Below are 14,407 nucleotides of genomic sequence, written 5' to 3'. Positions count from 1 at the left end.
TGCCGAGACCGCGAGGGAGCGTGGCCTTTGAGAGAGTCATCCCCTTGTCTTCTTTCCGCTTCCCCGGCCAAGCCGTCGCGGTTCGCTGCCCCTGCGCCGACCGGTCCAGGCCGCCTTCCCACTCCGCCAGAGCTTCAACAAGTTATGCGTGGCGCAGAGCAGCTTCCACTCGCCGTCACAGGCTTGGCGGCCACGGCGCATGAAGCGATCACAGCCACGGGTGCTCTTGATCTGGCCGAATACCGGCTCCACCGTCTGGCCGCGCTGCGTGTACAGACGACGTCCGCGCTGCGTCAGCAGCGTGCGCTCCATGCGGTCGCGGGCCGTCAGCCCCTTCGGACAGCGGCCTCGTGGCGGTGGCTGCTCCCGCAGCGCCTTGCGCTGTTTCCAATCTTGGTTCGGCGCGATCAGCAACTCAGGTCCGGCGGGATCGGCCTCCGTCAGGTTGGCCTCGCTGCAATAGCCGGCATCTGCCAGGGCGGTCTTGATGGCCTGCGGGTGCTCGATGGCCTGCAGATTCTCCTGCGCCTGCGTCAGCATCGGATGCAGTTGCCGGACATCGTTCGCCTCCTGCGTGACGGCGGCCGCCACGATGATCTGCGCCTCCGTCACGACCGCTTGGGCATTGTAGCCTTGCACGTACCCGGCCTGGGTCTTCATGATGCGACTGTCCGGGTCTGTCACGTTCGCCTTGGCCGTGGCATCCGCTGCCGCTTCGGCCGCCTTCGGCTTGCGGCCCCGCTTCTTCTGCCCGGTGGCGGCTTCCTCGGCCTGGCGGGCCTCAAGCTTGGCCTGCTGCTGCGCGGTCGCCTCGGCCGCCGCCTGCGTCAACCGTGCCTGGCACGCCTTCAACCGGGCCAGTCGGCTCCGCCGATCCCGCAACGCCTCCGGCAGTTCGTCGCCCCGCTGCTCCGGTCCGTACAGCCGATCCTCGGCGGCATCGGTGGCCTGAGCCTCGGTCAGCATCCGCGTCACCTCCGCCGCAATCGTCTCGGCGGTCCGATTCGCTGCCAGCGCCGCGTCGGCCTTGATCTTCGTGCCATCCAGGGCCACCACCCCGACCTTCACCAACCCCGCCGCCGCACACAGCGTCAGCACCTGCGTAAACAGGGCGGCCAACGCGGCCTCATGGGTCTGCCGGAATCGGGCGATCGTGGTGTGATCGGGCCGCTGATTGGCCGCGAGCACCCGAAAGGCCACATCCCGCTCGCACAGCCGTTCGATCCGGCGGCTGGAGCGCTCCCCCAGGCAGTACGCATACAGCAGCAGCGCCACCATCATGGCCGGCTCGTAGGCCGCTTGGCCCCAGCCATCGGCTCGGTACGTCCGCTCGATCTTCGTCAGATCCATCTGGGCCACCGCATCCAGGATGAACCAGGCCAGATCGCCCTCCGGCAGCCAATCCTGCAACGCCGGCGGCATCAGATACAGTTGCTCGCGCTCACACGGCAGAAAGTTGTAGCCCATCGCATCCTCCCTTCGGTCATGACTCGGGAAGACAGTATACATATAATTGCCTAGGTGTCAAGGGGTTTGTGCAACAGGCTCTGTACCAGATCGATATCGGGTCCTACAACTCGATCGTCGATCTCAACAGCGGCCTCGATTACGTCGAGGCGCTGCTCGGGCGGGTGGCGATGGTGCCGCTCGTGCTCACCCGTGTTCCACGGGAAACGTTCGGGGGCGGCCAACGGCGGATTCACTACCCGCTGCAGCTGACGTTGGCCACCAACGACACGGACTGGATCAACCGGCTGCGGACGGAGACGGCGGCGATTCTGGAGCGGCAAGCGGCGGTGGTCTTGCCCGCGCCGGCCGATGAGAATCCGGCACTGGACGACGATGCCGTGGTGGTGCCGGAGAGTGATCTGCCGGCCCTGGCCGGTCCTGGCTCGGCGCCCCTGGCGCCCCCTATGACCTCCACGGAACCACCGGCACGCCCGACCGCGGAACCGACCCAACCGGCCGCAGCGCTGGCCAGGCCAGCGGCTGGGCCGACAGCTTCCACTCCCTCGGACCCGCCGTCTGGGCCGACGGGCGGGACTCCGCCTGCACCGAGTAGGCCCCCGTCCCTGACTCCATCGACGGGACCAGCGCGGCCGGCAGCGGGCCCGGCCCAGCCGGCAACGGCGGGCCCGGCGCGGCCGGCGGAACCAACGCTCCGGAGCAACGGGGTCGGAACTGGCAGCGTGTCCCCCCGCCAAGCGGAGCTGATCCGCTCGCTGTGTACGGAACGAGGGATTTCCCCCCAGCAGGTCGAGCAGGTTCTGGCGCGGCTGGATCGGAAAGCGGCGTCGACCCTGTTGGACCGGATGCTCAAACACCGGGATTACACGGCATTTCAGGCTCCGGCTCGCCTGCCATCGGACGGGCCTTCCACCCCCACCGTCTCACAAGGACCAGCGATGGCGACGGCCCCAGGGACTCCGCCACAGCCAGCCGCGGAGCCGATCGGGATTCCTGCCGCCCCCGCGCGGACGCCAGCGATCCCTCCCGCGAGCCTCGACGAGGCGGACGATGAGGAGTTGGATGGGTCCTATATCTAACCAGCAGCACCGGAAGCTGACAGAAGAGGGAGGCACATGAGCCAAGAGGGGAGGGGTGTCCCAACTGGGGCCCCTCCCCTCTTTTTTTGGAATGAACCTGAATCCGGCGTGAAAAGCGCGGGCGTCACAGCCTAAGTCGCTGGATCTGATGCAGGGCGTACTTCCACGCGGCCTCTCGATAGCCGCTGGCCGGTAAGGTCAGGGTGGGACGATTGCGAGCGCGCCGCAACTGGGCGGGCATGGAGAGGATCCGCTGACGCAAGGTCTGAAGGGTGGCGTTCTGGAATTCCAGAGGCAAGCAGAGTCGCTTGAACCAGTTGACGAGGTTGTAGGCTAGCAGAAGAAGATGGAAGTAGGTCTCGTTGGCAAAGAAGTGACGGGTGGGAATGCTGCCCAACGCGTAATCTCCCTTGAGCTGTTTGATGAGCAACTCGACTCCGGCGCGATCGTTGTAGAACCGCCAGAGGTTGAGGGGTCGCAACGGGAGATTCGTGACGAGGACCTGGTAGTGGTACTTGCCGAGCTTGAAGAGTGTCAGCTGGGCGGTGGGCTCTTCGGCCTGCGGGCGACGGATCACGACGAACCGACAGGGATGGGGCCAGCGGGTAGGCTGGTAGCGGAACTCGGCCACCTCGATGCCTCGACTGGGACTGACGTACCGCAGACCCGACAGTTTGCGCTTGATCGGGGCGGTCAGGCGAGCCACGATCACAAATCGGGCCCTGTGTTCTTCCAGCCACTCGATCAGCTTGTGGTCGTAAAACCCTTTGTCCGCGCGGACAATCGTCAACCGGACCCCGGCCGGGATCTTCGCGAAGCACGCCGCGAGGAGGTCGAGCGTCCCGCTGGCGGTATGCGCATCCCCTGGCCGCAACTCGCCGTGCCAGAAATCTTTGGTCTGTCCCTCGAAGCAGAGCAAGGGGTGATACGACGGCCGGCCCCGCTTGACCGGGTTGTAGCCGATCCGAGCTTGCTCCTGACGGCCATAGACCACCAGCACGGTGGAGTCCACGTCCAAGATCAGCCGGGTCGGGGGCCGCGGCCGAACGGTCATCCGGCGCAGAAAGCTGTCGTGCAGGGCGCGCACCTTCGGGAGCGCCGTCGGGGCCACCCGCAGCAGGAAGCGGCGGAGCGTGGTCGCCTCTGGATAGCTCGGCAGGCCGGTGAGAGACTGGAATACGCCATTCTGCCGCAGCAACTGCGTGGTTTCGATCCGTTCGAGCCCGAGGATCATGGGGTACAGCAGGGCGAGCAGCATCTCGCCCATGCTGTACCGGTTGTTCCGCTGGACCACTCGGACATGTCGGGCGATCGCGTCCTTGAAGCCAATCCGGGACAAGAAGCGATGCAGCAGGTAGACGCCGCCGTAATGCGTCAGCGACGCGGCACCGAACCTGATCGTGAGCTTCCGGGGCCCCCGCGGCATTTGAGCCAAAGCTAACACAATGATAGCTTTCGCTCAACTCCCCCGAAGGGGCGCCAGCGGCCCGAGAATGCGCGTCAGCAGAGGATCTTGTCATTACCTGGCGCCGGATTCAGGATGAACACTCCTCCAGGAAGGAGGAGGGCTGGCGAACGATCTAGAGACACCAACCGGAGGCCCGACGATCGCCAACGTTTTCCCGATGAACACTCGTCCAGGAAAGAGGAGGGATGGAATGCGCACAATCTCCGCACGCTACGTCCAGGAAATTCGGCGCACCTATCAGCCACTTATTCTCAAGGTGCTGCAACCCTATCTGCACCCACATGATGCGCAGGGGTCGCGGTGGGATGCCACCGTGGAACGAGAGGACCTGGAGCAAGAGATCGATCTCGCGATCATCGAGGCGATCCATGTGTGGCGCGCCCGCCACGGCCGAACCACGCAATTTCCCAGCATCCTGGAGACAATCCTGCGCCGACACCTGCATCGCGCCAGCGGGATCCAGGACACGGTCGTCGACGTGGACGGACAGGTCCTCTCGTACCACCAGGCCCGCCGCCATCCGCAGGTGCGGGCAGCCTGGCGACAGGCTTCCTCGCGAGCCGAGTATCAGCTACGGCCTCGCGTGGTGAATCTGGACGACACGCAGGAGAAGGTTCAGGAACCGTCTCTGGACTAGCAGACGATGCAGATCGGGCAGAACACTCCAGAGCTGGTCGAGCTCGAGGACACGCCAGAGAGCTGGGTCAAGCCGGAAGACCCTGCATATCAGGCAAATCTACCGGTGCCGATTGACCCAGCAACAGCCTGGACCCAGATTCGCCGGTGGCGCATCTGGATGATGTACCTCTGGACGCACTTTCGGTCAGTAATCCGGAACGGTATGGATGATCTGGTGCGGCAGGTGCCGCAACCAGTAGGAGTGCCGGAACATGTCTGGCGAACAGTCTGCGTCAACGATTGGTGTCATCGCACCATGCAGATGGCGTATCGCTGGTACTCCCGTATACGCAAGAGTGCCGAGCCGACACAATGGAGAGATCGCGCGCTGAACATGATTCTGGATTTGGCGCGGTACCAGCAATGGAACATGTTGACATCCATGGGCATTCAGTCCATCCAGGCAGCCAAAGAGTATCTGCTGGTCCGCGAAATCTGGTGTACCCAGGTGGCGATCGAACAGCATGATCCGCGTCTGTGCGCCCAAGTCCCTCACAACTTGTCTACGATGTTGGTGCCTGGAGTATTTGGCTACGATATTCAGATTGCCCGAACCATGCTGGCGGATCCCTGTCGGGCTTTAGGAATAGCGCAACCGTATCGCAACGGAATATGGACTGTAGTGATCAACATCCATGCTCTGACGCCGCAATGGCGGAAAGCGGCTCGACTCATTCAGCAGGATCGAGCCGCACGTCTTGCCCCGCGCTCGAACCATCTCTCATACAAACAGCGGTGGCGGTTGACCAAGTTGGCCGGTCAATCGGCCCCGCGCCAGCAACGCAAACAGCAGGCGATCCTAGTGCTACGCAAGATCATCACAGACAACCCCATGCTCTCTCAGGCTCAATTACTGAACACCTTAAAGGAACATGGCTATACCATCAGTCCGAAAACCTTGGAACGATATCTGGCCGAGATCAGAAAGGGACAGTCTGACATTTAAAAGTGACCGTCAGAATTGGACATACCACCAGCCATATGTCCAAAAGTGACCGTCAGAATTGGACATACCACCAGCCGTATGTCCAAAAGTGACCGTCAGAATCCTTCCACTTCCTTTCCGCAAGGAGGCTGAACAGAATATCACTAACAGTAAGACAATAAGCCGCTGGCGGCGGCAACCACAAGGAGGTGTCCCATGACGCATCCCGCTTACGACCCCTTTCCCTTAGTATTGGTCCCCATCCAACACCTGTCCATCAATCCGGACTATGCGGCGATTTTCCCCGCACTCTCACCGGATGCCTATGAACGCCTGAAAGCCAGCATCCACGAAATCGGTATCCGGGCCCCCCTCTATGTGGCTCCGAACTCAGAGCCAGGACACTACATCATCCTGAACGGCCATCACCGGTACCGGATCGCCCAGGAACTGCACCTGGATAGCATTCCGTGCTATCTGGTCCAAGACCCCATTCAACAAATCAAGGTCTTGTTCCTGGACAAATACAGCCGCAATCTATCCGAGGCCGAGCGGGCCCGGCTACAGGAAATCGAACAACAGATGTTGGCGCAACACCACCCCGTCTCTCCCACTCCAGACCCTGCTACCGACAAAGACATCGACGTGGAGCACCTGGTGCTCCAGATCGAGCAATCTCCGACGTTGCAACAGCGAGTGTCACAACTCCTTGACAAACAAGCCAAATCACCGACAACCTCAGCCCCAGCGGCCGGCTCCTCAGACTCCGCCCTCCAAGCTGAGCTGAAGGACCGGGAACAGCGGCTGGCCAAAGCCGAGCGGGCCATGCGCAAGCTCCTGGACGAAAAGAAGGCGCTCGAGGAACACCTCGAACACCTGCAGCTCGCGCTGCGCGACCGGCTGAGCGCATCGCCAGGGTCCACCCCCTCGTCCGCTCCCCCCTCTCCGTCCATCGTGGCCCACTACGAAAAGGAGCAGGCAGAGCTCCAGACCCGCCTGCGCGAAATCTCCCAGGCCCTCCAAGCGGCAAAGGCAGACTGCGAGGCTAAGGATCACGAGATCCAAAGTCTGCGCGGCCAGCTCGAAGGCATCCAGTTCCACGAGAAGGTCTGGGAAGATACCCACCGCGAACTCCAGGAAAAACTGGACGAATTGCGCCAAGCCATCGCCCAGCCAGACCAAGTGGCCCAGATGCTAACCCAGGCCGCCTACCTGCTCCACAGTATCGCGTGCGCCATCAGCTACAGCGTCTCGCTCTGGACCGAGGCCGAGAAAGTCATCCCCGAGCTGACCAAGCAGCTGCAAGCCGTGAAAGACGAAGTCGAAGAAGTGGAGATCGCCCTGATGTGCCACGGTTCGAACGAAGACCTGCCCCCGCCCCCGGAGGATTGGAATATTGACTCCCCCTATACCGGCCAGCGGGAGCGCCAGAAGCGGGCGCGGCATGTGCGGCTCGGGATTGCCGGCAAACATCGCCAGCGCAACGGGGGCCGGCCCATCCTCCGGCCACGAGGCATTGAGCTGTTGCAAACCTCCAACGGAGACCAGTCGACTGCACCCACGCAGACCGAGGAGCGCGATGAAGCCACACTGGATGCTGAGCACCGATAATGCCCCGGACCCCGATCAGGAAGCCCAGCGGCTCGTGCTCGCGGTGATCTGGCGAGCCGTGCAGGATTATTTAGGAGGGAGAGGCGCGCAGGCGGCCCAGCGACGGGCCGCCGCAGCCGCGTGGCTCTTCGCCGATGCCGATGAAGACACCCCCTGGTCCTTCCGCTGGTGTTGCGAGGTGCTGGGTCTGGCGCCCGAGTGCGTCTGGCGGCGCCTCGCCCGGCCCCCGGAGCACCTGGCGCGGCCTCGTGCTGCGCCTCGAACGCACGCCCACGGGGACGCGGCTGTGGCTCTCCCGGACTCGGATCGCCTGGTGGCCCGCGCCATTACCTGACGCGTTACGCGGACGGCCGGTCTTGGTCCAGGTCCCCCGGCGGCCTCGGGGGACCCCACCGCAGACCCCCCAACCGGCGGAGACCCTGACCATCCTCCCTCCGCTGGCCAGCGCAACCGTCTGGCGGCGCGTCGCCCGGGGTCCCCGACCGACCGCCACCCAGCTCGCGCGGTGGGAACCAGCCTTCCGCCTCCTGGTGGAAGCCGGCTATACGGCGCTAGCCCGTCAGCTCTGGCGCGCCGGACCAACCTTCCTGGCTTGGCTCTGGCGGGAAAGTCCCTATGCCTTGCTGCTCCGTGCCCCTGTCCGAGGCGCCGCTACCCTCCCCTTTGCGGTGGTCGAGCGCCTCGCCACCATCTGTTGGGGCGGGTCTCCTCACACCTGGCCACCCCGCTGGACGACGGCACGACTCCGAGCCGCTGCCGCGGTCGTGCTGCGAGAGACGGTGGCCCGTCAGGGGGTCCATCCGATCCCTGCGACGCGCCTGCTCCGCGCCCTGCGCACCGTCTTGCAGGATCCGACGGCCCCGCCGCTCTCCCCGGAGACCCTGGCGGGCCTCGCCGACTACGATGCGCCTACTGACACCTGGTGGCCGACCGCCCTGACGCAGTTGCGGGACGACGTACTCACCCGGCTCGCGACCGGGAATCAGCTCACATTACCAGGGCTGACGCCGCTGACCCCAACGGCCGATCCACCCGCCGACCCCCTGTCCGCTGACACGCTGTGGCGGACTGCCCGGTACGCGTGTCTCACCGGGGGACCGGGCACGGGCAAAACCACCCAGATCCGCCAACTGGCCGCGGAAGCCACCGCGCGCGGCGAGCGGGTGATCCTCTGCGCGACGACGGGGAAGGCCGCGGCCGCCCTGGCGCCAACCGCCCGTACTGTCCATCGCCTGTTGCGAGCCGGCCCCTGGGGCTGGGGCGTCCACCGGCTCGACGCCGACCTCGTCATCGTAGATGAAGCCTCGATGCTGACGTGGGATATGGCCGCGGCACTTCTCCGGGCCGTCTCAGGCCGGCTCTTGTTCGTCGGCGCCCCGGCCCAGCTGCCGCCGGTGAGTGGCGAACGGGTCTTCGAGACTCTCTTAGCTCGACTGCCCACCCGGACCCTGACGACGTCGTATCGGTGGCACACCACCCCCGCCGGCGCTCCAATCGTCCACACCCAGTCGTGTCCGACACCGGCGGCGGTCTTCCGCCACCTGGACGCCCTGCTGGCGACGCATTGGGGGGCCGGCACCCTGCAAGTGCTCGCCCCCACCTGGCACACCGTTCCTAAAACCATGGAAAACCATTCCACAGCACGTCACCCGAACGGCGCTGATGACGATTCGCGTGCAGGAATTCCACCTGCACTCGCCGGTAGGATCGCTGCCGGCGCCTTGCCGGACCGTCCGGCAGGTGACCGACAGGATCGAGCCATGCCCGACCAGCGAGGCGCTGCCAGCGCCGCTTCCTTCCTGGCGACCTGCCGCCAGAACGACCAGACGTGCTTGTCCCGATTCCTCACGGGTAGGGAGAAGGCGACCTGGTCGCTCATGCGGCGGTTTGGCCGCTCGGAATACTTCAGAGCCCGCCGCGCGAGGCACAACGCTGCGGCCTGGTGAGTCGAAAGCCCATAACGGCGGGCGAATTTGTGCCGACCGATGACCGAGGTGTAGGCGGGATTGACCTCCAGCACCTCCAGACCCGCATCATGAGCACGGGCCTTGAGGATGGCGAGGATGCGGGCGTAGGACAGCGCCGAGAGCATCCGGCGATAGCGGACACCGTTGCCCTCGAGCTGCGCCTTCTTCCGGGCGAACGCCAGCCGCTCGAAGGCCAGGGGCTTGTGTGTTCCCCGGGCGAATGCCATCACCTGCTTGACGGCTTCGCCGATGCGCGCTTGGGCCTGTTCTCGGCTGCACCCGTACGTGACCAGCGGGATCTTCGCCGTGGCGCACGGATTCCCATGCCGGTCGGTTTCGGTTACAGCCAGATGGTCGTTGTTGAGGTCAAGCCCGATCACACCGAGCCGCCGATCGCTTTGGAGCCTGACGGGCAGGACTCCGGTGGAGATGAATACACGCCAGCCTTTGGCATCACGAACAAAGCGGTAGCTGATCGCCTGTTGCCGGGCGAGCGCCGCCACCACATGCTCAGTCCCATACGGCAGCGTCGCCTCAACGCGCAGGAATTTCTCTCCCCCGTTGGCCGCGATGACAGCGTCCGGCAGACGCAGCCGGAAGGCAAAACGGCCATGGCCCAGGTATTCCGCCACACACCCCTGGCACCCGGCGGTCTCGTCCTTCGATCCCAGGACGAAGAACTGGCTCGCACGGGCACGTCGCCACGCGGTGCGCCATTCATCCAGAGACGCGTAGCCATGCTCCTTCAGATGGAACTGGGCCCGGAACAGCGGCCGGCTGCCAAAACAGATCCGGACCCGGTCATGGGCGTGATCGTCCTCCAGGCGAGCCAAGCGGTGCCGGAGGATGGCCAGGCGGCGCTTCTTCTGATGGATCCGTTTGGCCAGGCACGCGCGCTGCGTAGCATCGGTCTCTTCGCGGTGGCGTCTGTCCAGCGCAGCCAGCCGCTTTTCGGCCGTGTTGATGCGTGTCCGGGCTTCCTGGATCAGTCCCTTGCGGCGTTCCTTGATCGAGGACACCATGCCCTTCAGCGTATGGCAGATCGCATTGAACTGCCGGGCGGTCAGGCCAAAACGCTGGAGATAGGCGGGCTTCAAGGACTCCGGGCTCTCGCCCCGTGCCATAGCGGCAAACAGCGTGCGCTGCACGTGGCCATACAGTTCGGCATAGGCCCCGAGCAGGCTGTCCGCCTTCGGCGGGATGACCAGGCGGGTTTGATACGTGCGTTGAGCTGCCACCTATCCGCCCTCCCTGCAGGCCGCGATCAGGTTCTTGGCCCGATTCTTGGCCGAGCGGCGTCCATACAGACGGGCGCAGAACGAAGTCAGCACCGCGATCATGTCCTGCACCAGGTCGTCCTGAAGCTCAGACTCGTCTACCACCAACACGCGTGCCCCGCGGGCAGTCAGGGCCGCTTCCACGTACTCCGCTCCAAAGCGCATCAACCGGTCCCGGTGTTCCACAATGATGGTTTTGACCCTGGGATCGGCCAGAAGGTGCATCAGCTTCTTTCGATGGCCGTTCAGACCGGAGCCGATTTCAGTGACCGTCCGGCTTACCGACAGCCCTCGGGCATTCGCGTATTCCAGGCAACGGGCCACTTGTCCATCCAGATGGGGGCGCTGATCACTGCTGGAAACACGGGCATAGATCACGGCGATGCCGTTATCTTCTGATGCCTCCTGAACGATGATCGTCCCACTCGGCAACTGTCTGGCGGGGATAGGCAGCTTGCCGAGCCGAAACCAGTTCCAGACCGTGCGGTAGCTGACGCCTTGTTTCTTCGCCCAATCGCTTAATTTCATGCTTCATAGAGCAGCATGTATTTCTATAGTATTCTAGACAACACGAGAACTGTTGCAACCCCGCTCGGAGTCACCGCGCTGAATGCCTGGTGCCAGCAGCGGCTCAATCCGTTGGGGACGCCAGTCGGCGATGGGCGTCTGCGGCTCGGCGACCGCGTCATCGTCCAACAGAATCTCCACGTCGACGCGGCCACCTTCGTGGCGAACGGCCATACCGGGGTACTCATCGGGTCACCAGACCCCACCCTGGGCACGGTCCGCCTCGACCACGGCCCCCTGGTCGCCCTGCCGCTGACGGCGCTCGACCTGGCCTACTGTCTCACAATCCATCGGGCGCAGGGCTCTCAATGGGACACGGTGATCCTGGTGTGGCCAGCCGGGCGTCGCCACACAGAGCTGACGCCCAAGCTACACCGCGTGGGCTGTACCCGTGCCACCGTCTGCACATATCAGCTTGTGTGGGGGCCACAGACGGGACGCGATCGAGCCACCCCCGACGCCAGTCGCCGGATCACCCCCCGTCTCAGCAACCCGCAGCCCACCCCCCTGCCGCCTTCATGAACGCTCAGCCAGAATATCAGGAATATGAAGACGATGATGCTCCGAACGGGTCAGCGGCGAACGCCGCGGGTCGAACCATGCCCCAAATGTTACCACCGCTGGTTGTTCGAACGATACGACCAGTGGCTGGGGTCCGAGCGCTACTGCCCGGTGTGCGGGTGGACCCCGCTCACGGCGCTCTGGGTGCATCAGCCAGACCCGCAAGAAGTGGAGCGGATCGCCACGCTCCGCCATCTACTCCGTCGCTATGCCTACCCTGTCAATGGACAGGGCAACGGCGCCGGGAGCTCCAATGGACATGGCCAGTCCTGACAAGGCCCGCGCCGGCGGGGACGCGCGCATGGCCCTGCAACTGGCCATGCCACTGGACACACTCACGCCGGCCGAGGCGTGGACGCACCTGACGGACGAGACGCAGTTTCTGGATGGGCTGCGGCGCTATCTGGGCTCGGGACTGATCCGCGGCCTAGGTCCCACCTTGGCCGAGCGGATCGTGACCCAGTATGGCCGACAGACCTTGGAGATTCTGGATCACCACCCTGAGGCGCTGACCGCGGTGACGGGCATTGGATCCCGCACCTGGCCCGTGATTGCTGCTGCTTGGCAGCGGTTACGCGAGACCGCCCTGGCCCGTATTCTCCTCCTGGGGTTTGGGCTGACGCTCGGTGCCGTCGAGCGCGCGTTGGGCCGCTGGGGCCCGCAGGCGATCACCCGACTGGCGCAGGACCCGTATGCGCTCATGGACCTCTGGGGCATTGGGTTCGAGCGCGCGGATCGCGTGGCCGCTGTGATGGGCATCCGGGACACGCATCCGGTCCGGATGGAAGCGGCGCTGGCTGCGACGCTCACGGCCGCCACCCGGCAAGGGCATTGCTTCCTGCCCCGCACCATCCTGGTCCAGCAAGCGGCCCAGCTCGCCGCCGTGGCCGCCGACGCTCCGACTCTGGCGTTGGACGCCGCGCTCGCTCGCGGGCGCTGGGTCGCGCGGGATACCCAGATCTATCTCCCGGCGATCGACGCCGCGGAACGTCAGGTCGAACGGCAGATCGCCGCGCTGCTCGCGCAGCCGCTGCGGTCGCCCTGGTCTGGCTCACTCGCTCCCCACTTGACCGCCGCCCAAGCCACGGCGGCGCGGCAGGCCTTGACGGCCCCCGTCAGCTTGCTGACCGGCTTGCCGGGAACCGGCAAAACCACCACCGTTCAGGCGATCGTCGAGGCCGCCCGGGCCCGCGGCGAGCACGTGCTCCTCGCCGCGCCGACCGGCAAAGCCGCCAAGCGCCTCGCCGACGTGACGCACGCCCCCGCGAAAACCGTGCATCGCCTCCTGGAATATCACCCGGACCTCGGGTGGCAGCGCCGGGCCGACCGCCCTCTTGAGGCGGATCTGGTGATTGTCGATGAAAGCTCGATGCTGGATATCGAGCTGACGGCCAAATTGCTGGAAGCGATCCAGCCGCACCGGACGCGGCTGCTCCTCGTTGGGGACCATCATCAGCTCCCGTCCGTGGGGCCTGGGCGCGTGCTGCGCGATTGCCTGGAGGCCGCCGCCATCCCCGCTACCATCCTCACGGAGATTCAGCGGCAAGCCGCGCAGTCCGGAATCGTCCAGGTCGCTCACCAGGTGCAGCGCGGCCACTGGCCTGCGCCGGAGACGTGGCGCTGGCCGGATTGTGAATTCGTCCCGGCCACACCGGAGACGTGCGCAGCCACCGTGGCCCGGCTGGCCGCCACCTGGGCCACCCAGGGCGAGGTGCAGGTCCTGACCCCGATGCGCAAGGGTCCTGGCGGCGTCCAGGCCCTGAACGACGCCCTACGGGCGGCCCTCAACCCAACCCCCCCGTGGACGTGGCGCGGCTGGGCCGCCGGCGATCGGGTGATGCAGATCCGCAACAACTATCAATTGGATGTCATGAATGGCGAAGTGGGCACCGTGTGCGGCCGCACGGATGCTGACGAGCTGGTGGTCCGCTATGACGATCGAGAGGTCGCATACCCCATCCCCGCGCTCGATGAGCTCGTCCCGGCCTGGGCGACGACCATTCACAAAGCCCAGGGGTCCGAATGGCCGATCGTGCTTATCGTGCTCCTCAGGCAGCACATGATCATGCTGCGGCGCGAGCTGCTGTACACCGCGCTGACTCGCGCCCGGCAGCGCGCCATCTTGATCGGCGAGCCGCGCGCCTATGCGCTCGCGACGCGCAACGACCACGAACAGCACCGCTATAGCGGGCTCTTCCGACGAACAGCGACGCCCAGCGGAACATGCTAACCAGCCACATCGCAAGAGTCCAGGATGGACAGCGACATCCAGAAGATGCTCAGCGAATATCCGAATCGCTCCCGTCCGCGCCGACGCCCTCGCTCCAAGTGGTCTGGCTGCCCGGCCCACTGCCGGGCCTCAATGAGTTGGTGGCGGCGGCCAAACGCCGGGGAGTAGGCTCGGACCGCCGTGTCGGGCATGGAGACAGCGGGCGGCCGTGGGGCAGGGGAGGGCGGCAGTGGAACGCCTACGCGGTGCTCAAACGCCGCTGGGAGCAGGAATTGGTGCACTGGATTCACTGCGCCCGCCTTCGACCGGTACCCCGAGCGTTTGTGCAGTTTGTCTGGCGCGAGCCCACCCGCCGCCGAGACCCCGACAACATCGCAGCGGGCGGGCGGAAGTTGGTGCTGGATGCCTTGGTCGCCGCGGGCATCTTGCCGGGGGACGGGTGGGCGGCGATTCAGGGGTGGAGTGATCGCTTTATCGTGGGAGACCCGCCGGGGGTGGCCGTGACGCTCATTGGCGTCCCTGCCCCCGCCCCGGCTGGTCCCTGAGCCCGGCCCCCGCGTGGTCGGCCACACTCCTT

13 protein-coding genes and 1 pseudogene are annotated in these 14,407 nt (G+C 65.3%); 10 read left to right on the top strand and 4 right to left on the bottom strand.

The genetic code is table 11. From position 1 onward, the window contains the following. Positions 1 to 36: 36 nt before the first annotated feature. Positions 37 to 1,467: an IS1182 family transposase gene (locus ACWHYQ_RS01140; RefSeq protein ID WP_447973018.1), complete on the bottom strand. Its 1,431-nt coding sequence runs from the start codon at positions 1,465 to 1,467 to the stop codon at positions 37 to 39. Positions 1,468 to 1,535: 68 nt separating this feature from the next. On the opposite strand from ACWHYQ_RS01140, the gene ACWHYQ_RS01135 reads away from it, so the two are divergent. Continuing rightward, on the top strand, positions 1,536 to 2,546 hold the full coding sequence (locus ACWHYQ_RS01135) for a recombination directionality factor (RefSeq protein WP_447973940.1): 1,011 nt from the start codon (positions 1,536 to 1,538) through the stop codon (positions 2,544 to 2,546). 124 nt (positions 2,547 to 2,670) lie between these two features. Here the strand turns inward: ACWHYQ_RS01135 and ACWHYQ_RS01130 are convergent, their stop codons facing one another. Continuing rightward, entirely contained in the window at positions 2,671 to 3,972 is a 1,302-nt protein-coding gene (locus tag ACWHYQ_RS01130; protein WP_447972544.1) for an IS1380 family transposase, read from the bottom strand. Positions 3,973 to 4,204: 232 nt separating this feature from the next. Between ACWHYQ_RS01130 and ACWHYQ_RS01125 the strand changes: the two genes are divergently transcribed. From ACWHYQ_RS01125 to ACWHYQ_RS01105, 5 genes and pseudogenes are all read left to right on the top strand, one after another. Continuing rightward, positions 4,205 to 4,651 carry a hypothetical protein gene (locus tag ACWHYQ_RS01125; protein WP_447973939.1) on the top strand — a complete coding sequence of 149 codons (447 nt, stop codon included), beginning with the start codon at positions 4,205 to 4,207 and terminating at the stop codon, positions 4,649 to 4,651. Positions 4,652 to 4,657: 6 nt separating this feature from the next. Beyond that, positions 4,658 to 5,638 carry a hypothetical protein gene (locus ACWHYQ_RS01120; RefSeq protein ID WP_447973938.1) on the top strand — a complete coding sequence of 327 codons (981 nt, stop codon included), beginning with the start codon at positions 4,658 to 4,660 and terminating at the stop codon, positions 5,636 to 5,638. Positions 5,639 to 5,833: 195 nt separating this feature from the next. Next, positions 5,834 to 7,228 (top strand): ParB N-terminal domain-containing protein, encoded by a 1,395-nt coding sequence (locus ACWHYQ_RS01115; protein WP_447973937.1) that lies wholly within the window; start codon positions 5,834 to 5,836, stop codon positions 7,226 to 7,228. Then, positions 7,197 to 7,562, top strand: coding sequence for a hypothetical protein (locus ACWHYQ_RS01110; protein WP_447973936.1), 366 nt, complete (start codon positions 7,197 to 7,199; stop codon positions 7,560 to 7,562). Before ACWHYQ_RS01115 ends, ACWHYQ_RS01110 begins: the two co-directional genes overlap by 32 nt. Further along, positions 7,477 to 8,691 (top strand): annotated as a pseudogene (locus ACWHYQ_RS01105) (AAA family ATPase); the annotation flags it as partial. The gene ACWHYQ_RS01110 and the pseudogene ACWHYQ_RS01105, both read left to right, overlap by 86 nt. Positions 8,692 to 8,873: 182 nt before the next feature. On the opposite strand, the gene ACWHYQ_RS01100 reads toward ACWHYQ_RS01105, so the two are convergent. Together ACWHYQ_RS01100 and ACWHYQ_RS01095 are read right to left on the bottom strand one after the other, a co-directional pair. After that, positions 8,874 to 10,433: an IS200/IS605 family accessory protein TnpB-related protein gene (locus ACWHYQ_RS01100; protein WP_447972730.1), complete on the bottom strand. Its 1,560-nt coding sequence runs from the start codon at positions 10,431 to 10,433 to the stop codon at positions 8,874 to 8,876. Next, the gene (locus ACWHYQ_RS01095; protein WP_447972731.1) at positions 10,434 to 11,000 is read right to left on the bottom strand and encodes an IS607 family transposase; all 567 of its coding nucleotides are present in this window, start codon (positions 10,998 to 11,000) and stop codon (positions 10,434 to 10,436) included. A gap of 15 nt (positions 11,001 to 11,015) precedes the next feature. Here ACWHYQ_RS01095 and ACWHYQ_RS01090 point away from each other — a divergent pair, with 15 nt between their 5' ends. The 4 genes from ACWHYQ_RS01090 to ACWHYQ_RS01075 all read left to right on the top strand — a co-directional run bounded on the left by ACWHYQ_RS01090 (position 11,016) and on the right by ACWHYQ_RS01075 (position 14,375). Next, positions 11,016 to 11,561 carry an ATP-binding domain-containing protein gene (locus ACWHYQ_RS01090; protein ID WP_447973935.1) on the top strand — a complete coding sequence of 182 codons (546 nt, stop codon included), beginning with the start codon at positions 11,016 to 11,018 and terminating at the stop codon, positions 11,559 to 11,561. Between the two features lie 33 nt (positions 11,562 to 11,594). Continuing rightward, entirely contained in the window at positions 11,595 to 11,873 is a 279-nt protein-coding gene (locus tag ACWHYQ_RS01085; RefSeq protein ID WP_447973934.1) for a hypothetical protein, read from the top strand. Next, complete coding sequence (gene recD2, locus ACWHYQ_RS01080) at positions 11,860 to 13,830, top strand: SF1B family DNA helicase RecD2 (protein WP_447973933.1); 1,971 nt, start codon at positions 11,860 to 11,862, stop codon at positions 13,828 to 13,830. Before ACWHYQ_RS01085 ends, recD2 begins: the two co-directional genes overlap by 14 nt. A 140-nt stretch (positions 13,831 to 13,970) precedes the next feature. Continuing rightward, the gene (locus ACWHYQ_RS01075; RefSeq protein ID WP_447973932.1) at positions 13,971 to 14,375 is read left to right on the top strand and encodes a hypothetical protein; all 405 of its coding nucleotides are present in this window, start codon (positions 13,971 to 13,973) and stop codon (positions 14,373 to 14,375) included. Positions 14,376 to 14,407 lie beyond the last annotated feature (32 nt).

It is taken from the genome of Nitrospira sp. Kam-Ns4a (genome assembly GCF_965152595.1).
Note: the sequence above shows the minus strand (reverse complement) of the source record. Positions and strands in the feature narration are given on the sequence as shown.

Bases quoted from the DNA above. Each gene is read 5' to 3' on its own strand.
- ACWHYQ_RS01140 (WP_447973018.1), bottom strand. From the start codon at position 1,467: ATGGGCTACAACTTTCTGCCGTGTGAGCGCGAGCAACTGTATCTGATG.
- ACWHYQ_RS01130 (WP_447972544.1), bottom strand. From the start codon at position 3,972: ATGCCGCGGGGGCCCCGGAAGCTCACGATCAGGTTCGGTGCCGCGTCG.
- ACWHYQ_RS01125 (WP_447973939.1), top strand. From the start codon at position 4,205: ATGCGCACAATCTCCGCACGCTACGTCCAGGAAATTCGGCGCACCTAT.
- ACWHYQ_RS01120 (WP_447973938.1), top strand. From the start codon at position 4,658: ATGCAGATCGGGCAGAACACTCCAGAGCTGGTCGAGCTCGAGGACACG.
- ACWHYQ_RS01115 (WP_447973937.1), top strand. From the start codon at position 5,834: ATGACGCATCCCGCTTACGACCCCTTTCCCTTAGTATTGGTCCCCATC.
- ACWHYQ_RS01110 (WP_447973936.1), top strand. From the start codon at position 7,197: ATGAAGCCACACTGGATGCTGAGCACCGATAATGCCCCGGACCCCGAT.
- ACWHYQ_RS01095 (WP_447972731.1), bottom strand. From the start codon at position 11,000: ATGAAATTAAGCGATTGGGCGAAGAAACAAGGCGTCAGCTACCGCACG.
- ACWHYQ_RS01090 (WP_447973935.1), top strand. From the start codon at position 11,016: ATGTATTTCTATAGTATTCTAGACAACACGAGAACTGTTGCAACCCCG.
- ACWHYQ_RS01085 (WP_447973934.1), top strand. From the start codon at position 11,595: ATGATGCTCCGAACGGGTCAGCGGCGAACGCCGCGGGTCGAACCATGC.
- recD2 (WP_447973933.1), top strand. From the start codon at position 11,860: ATGGCCAGTCCTGACAAGGCCCGCGCCGGCGGGGACGCGCGCATGGCC.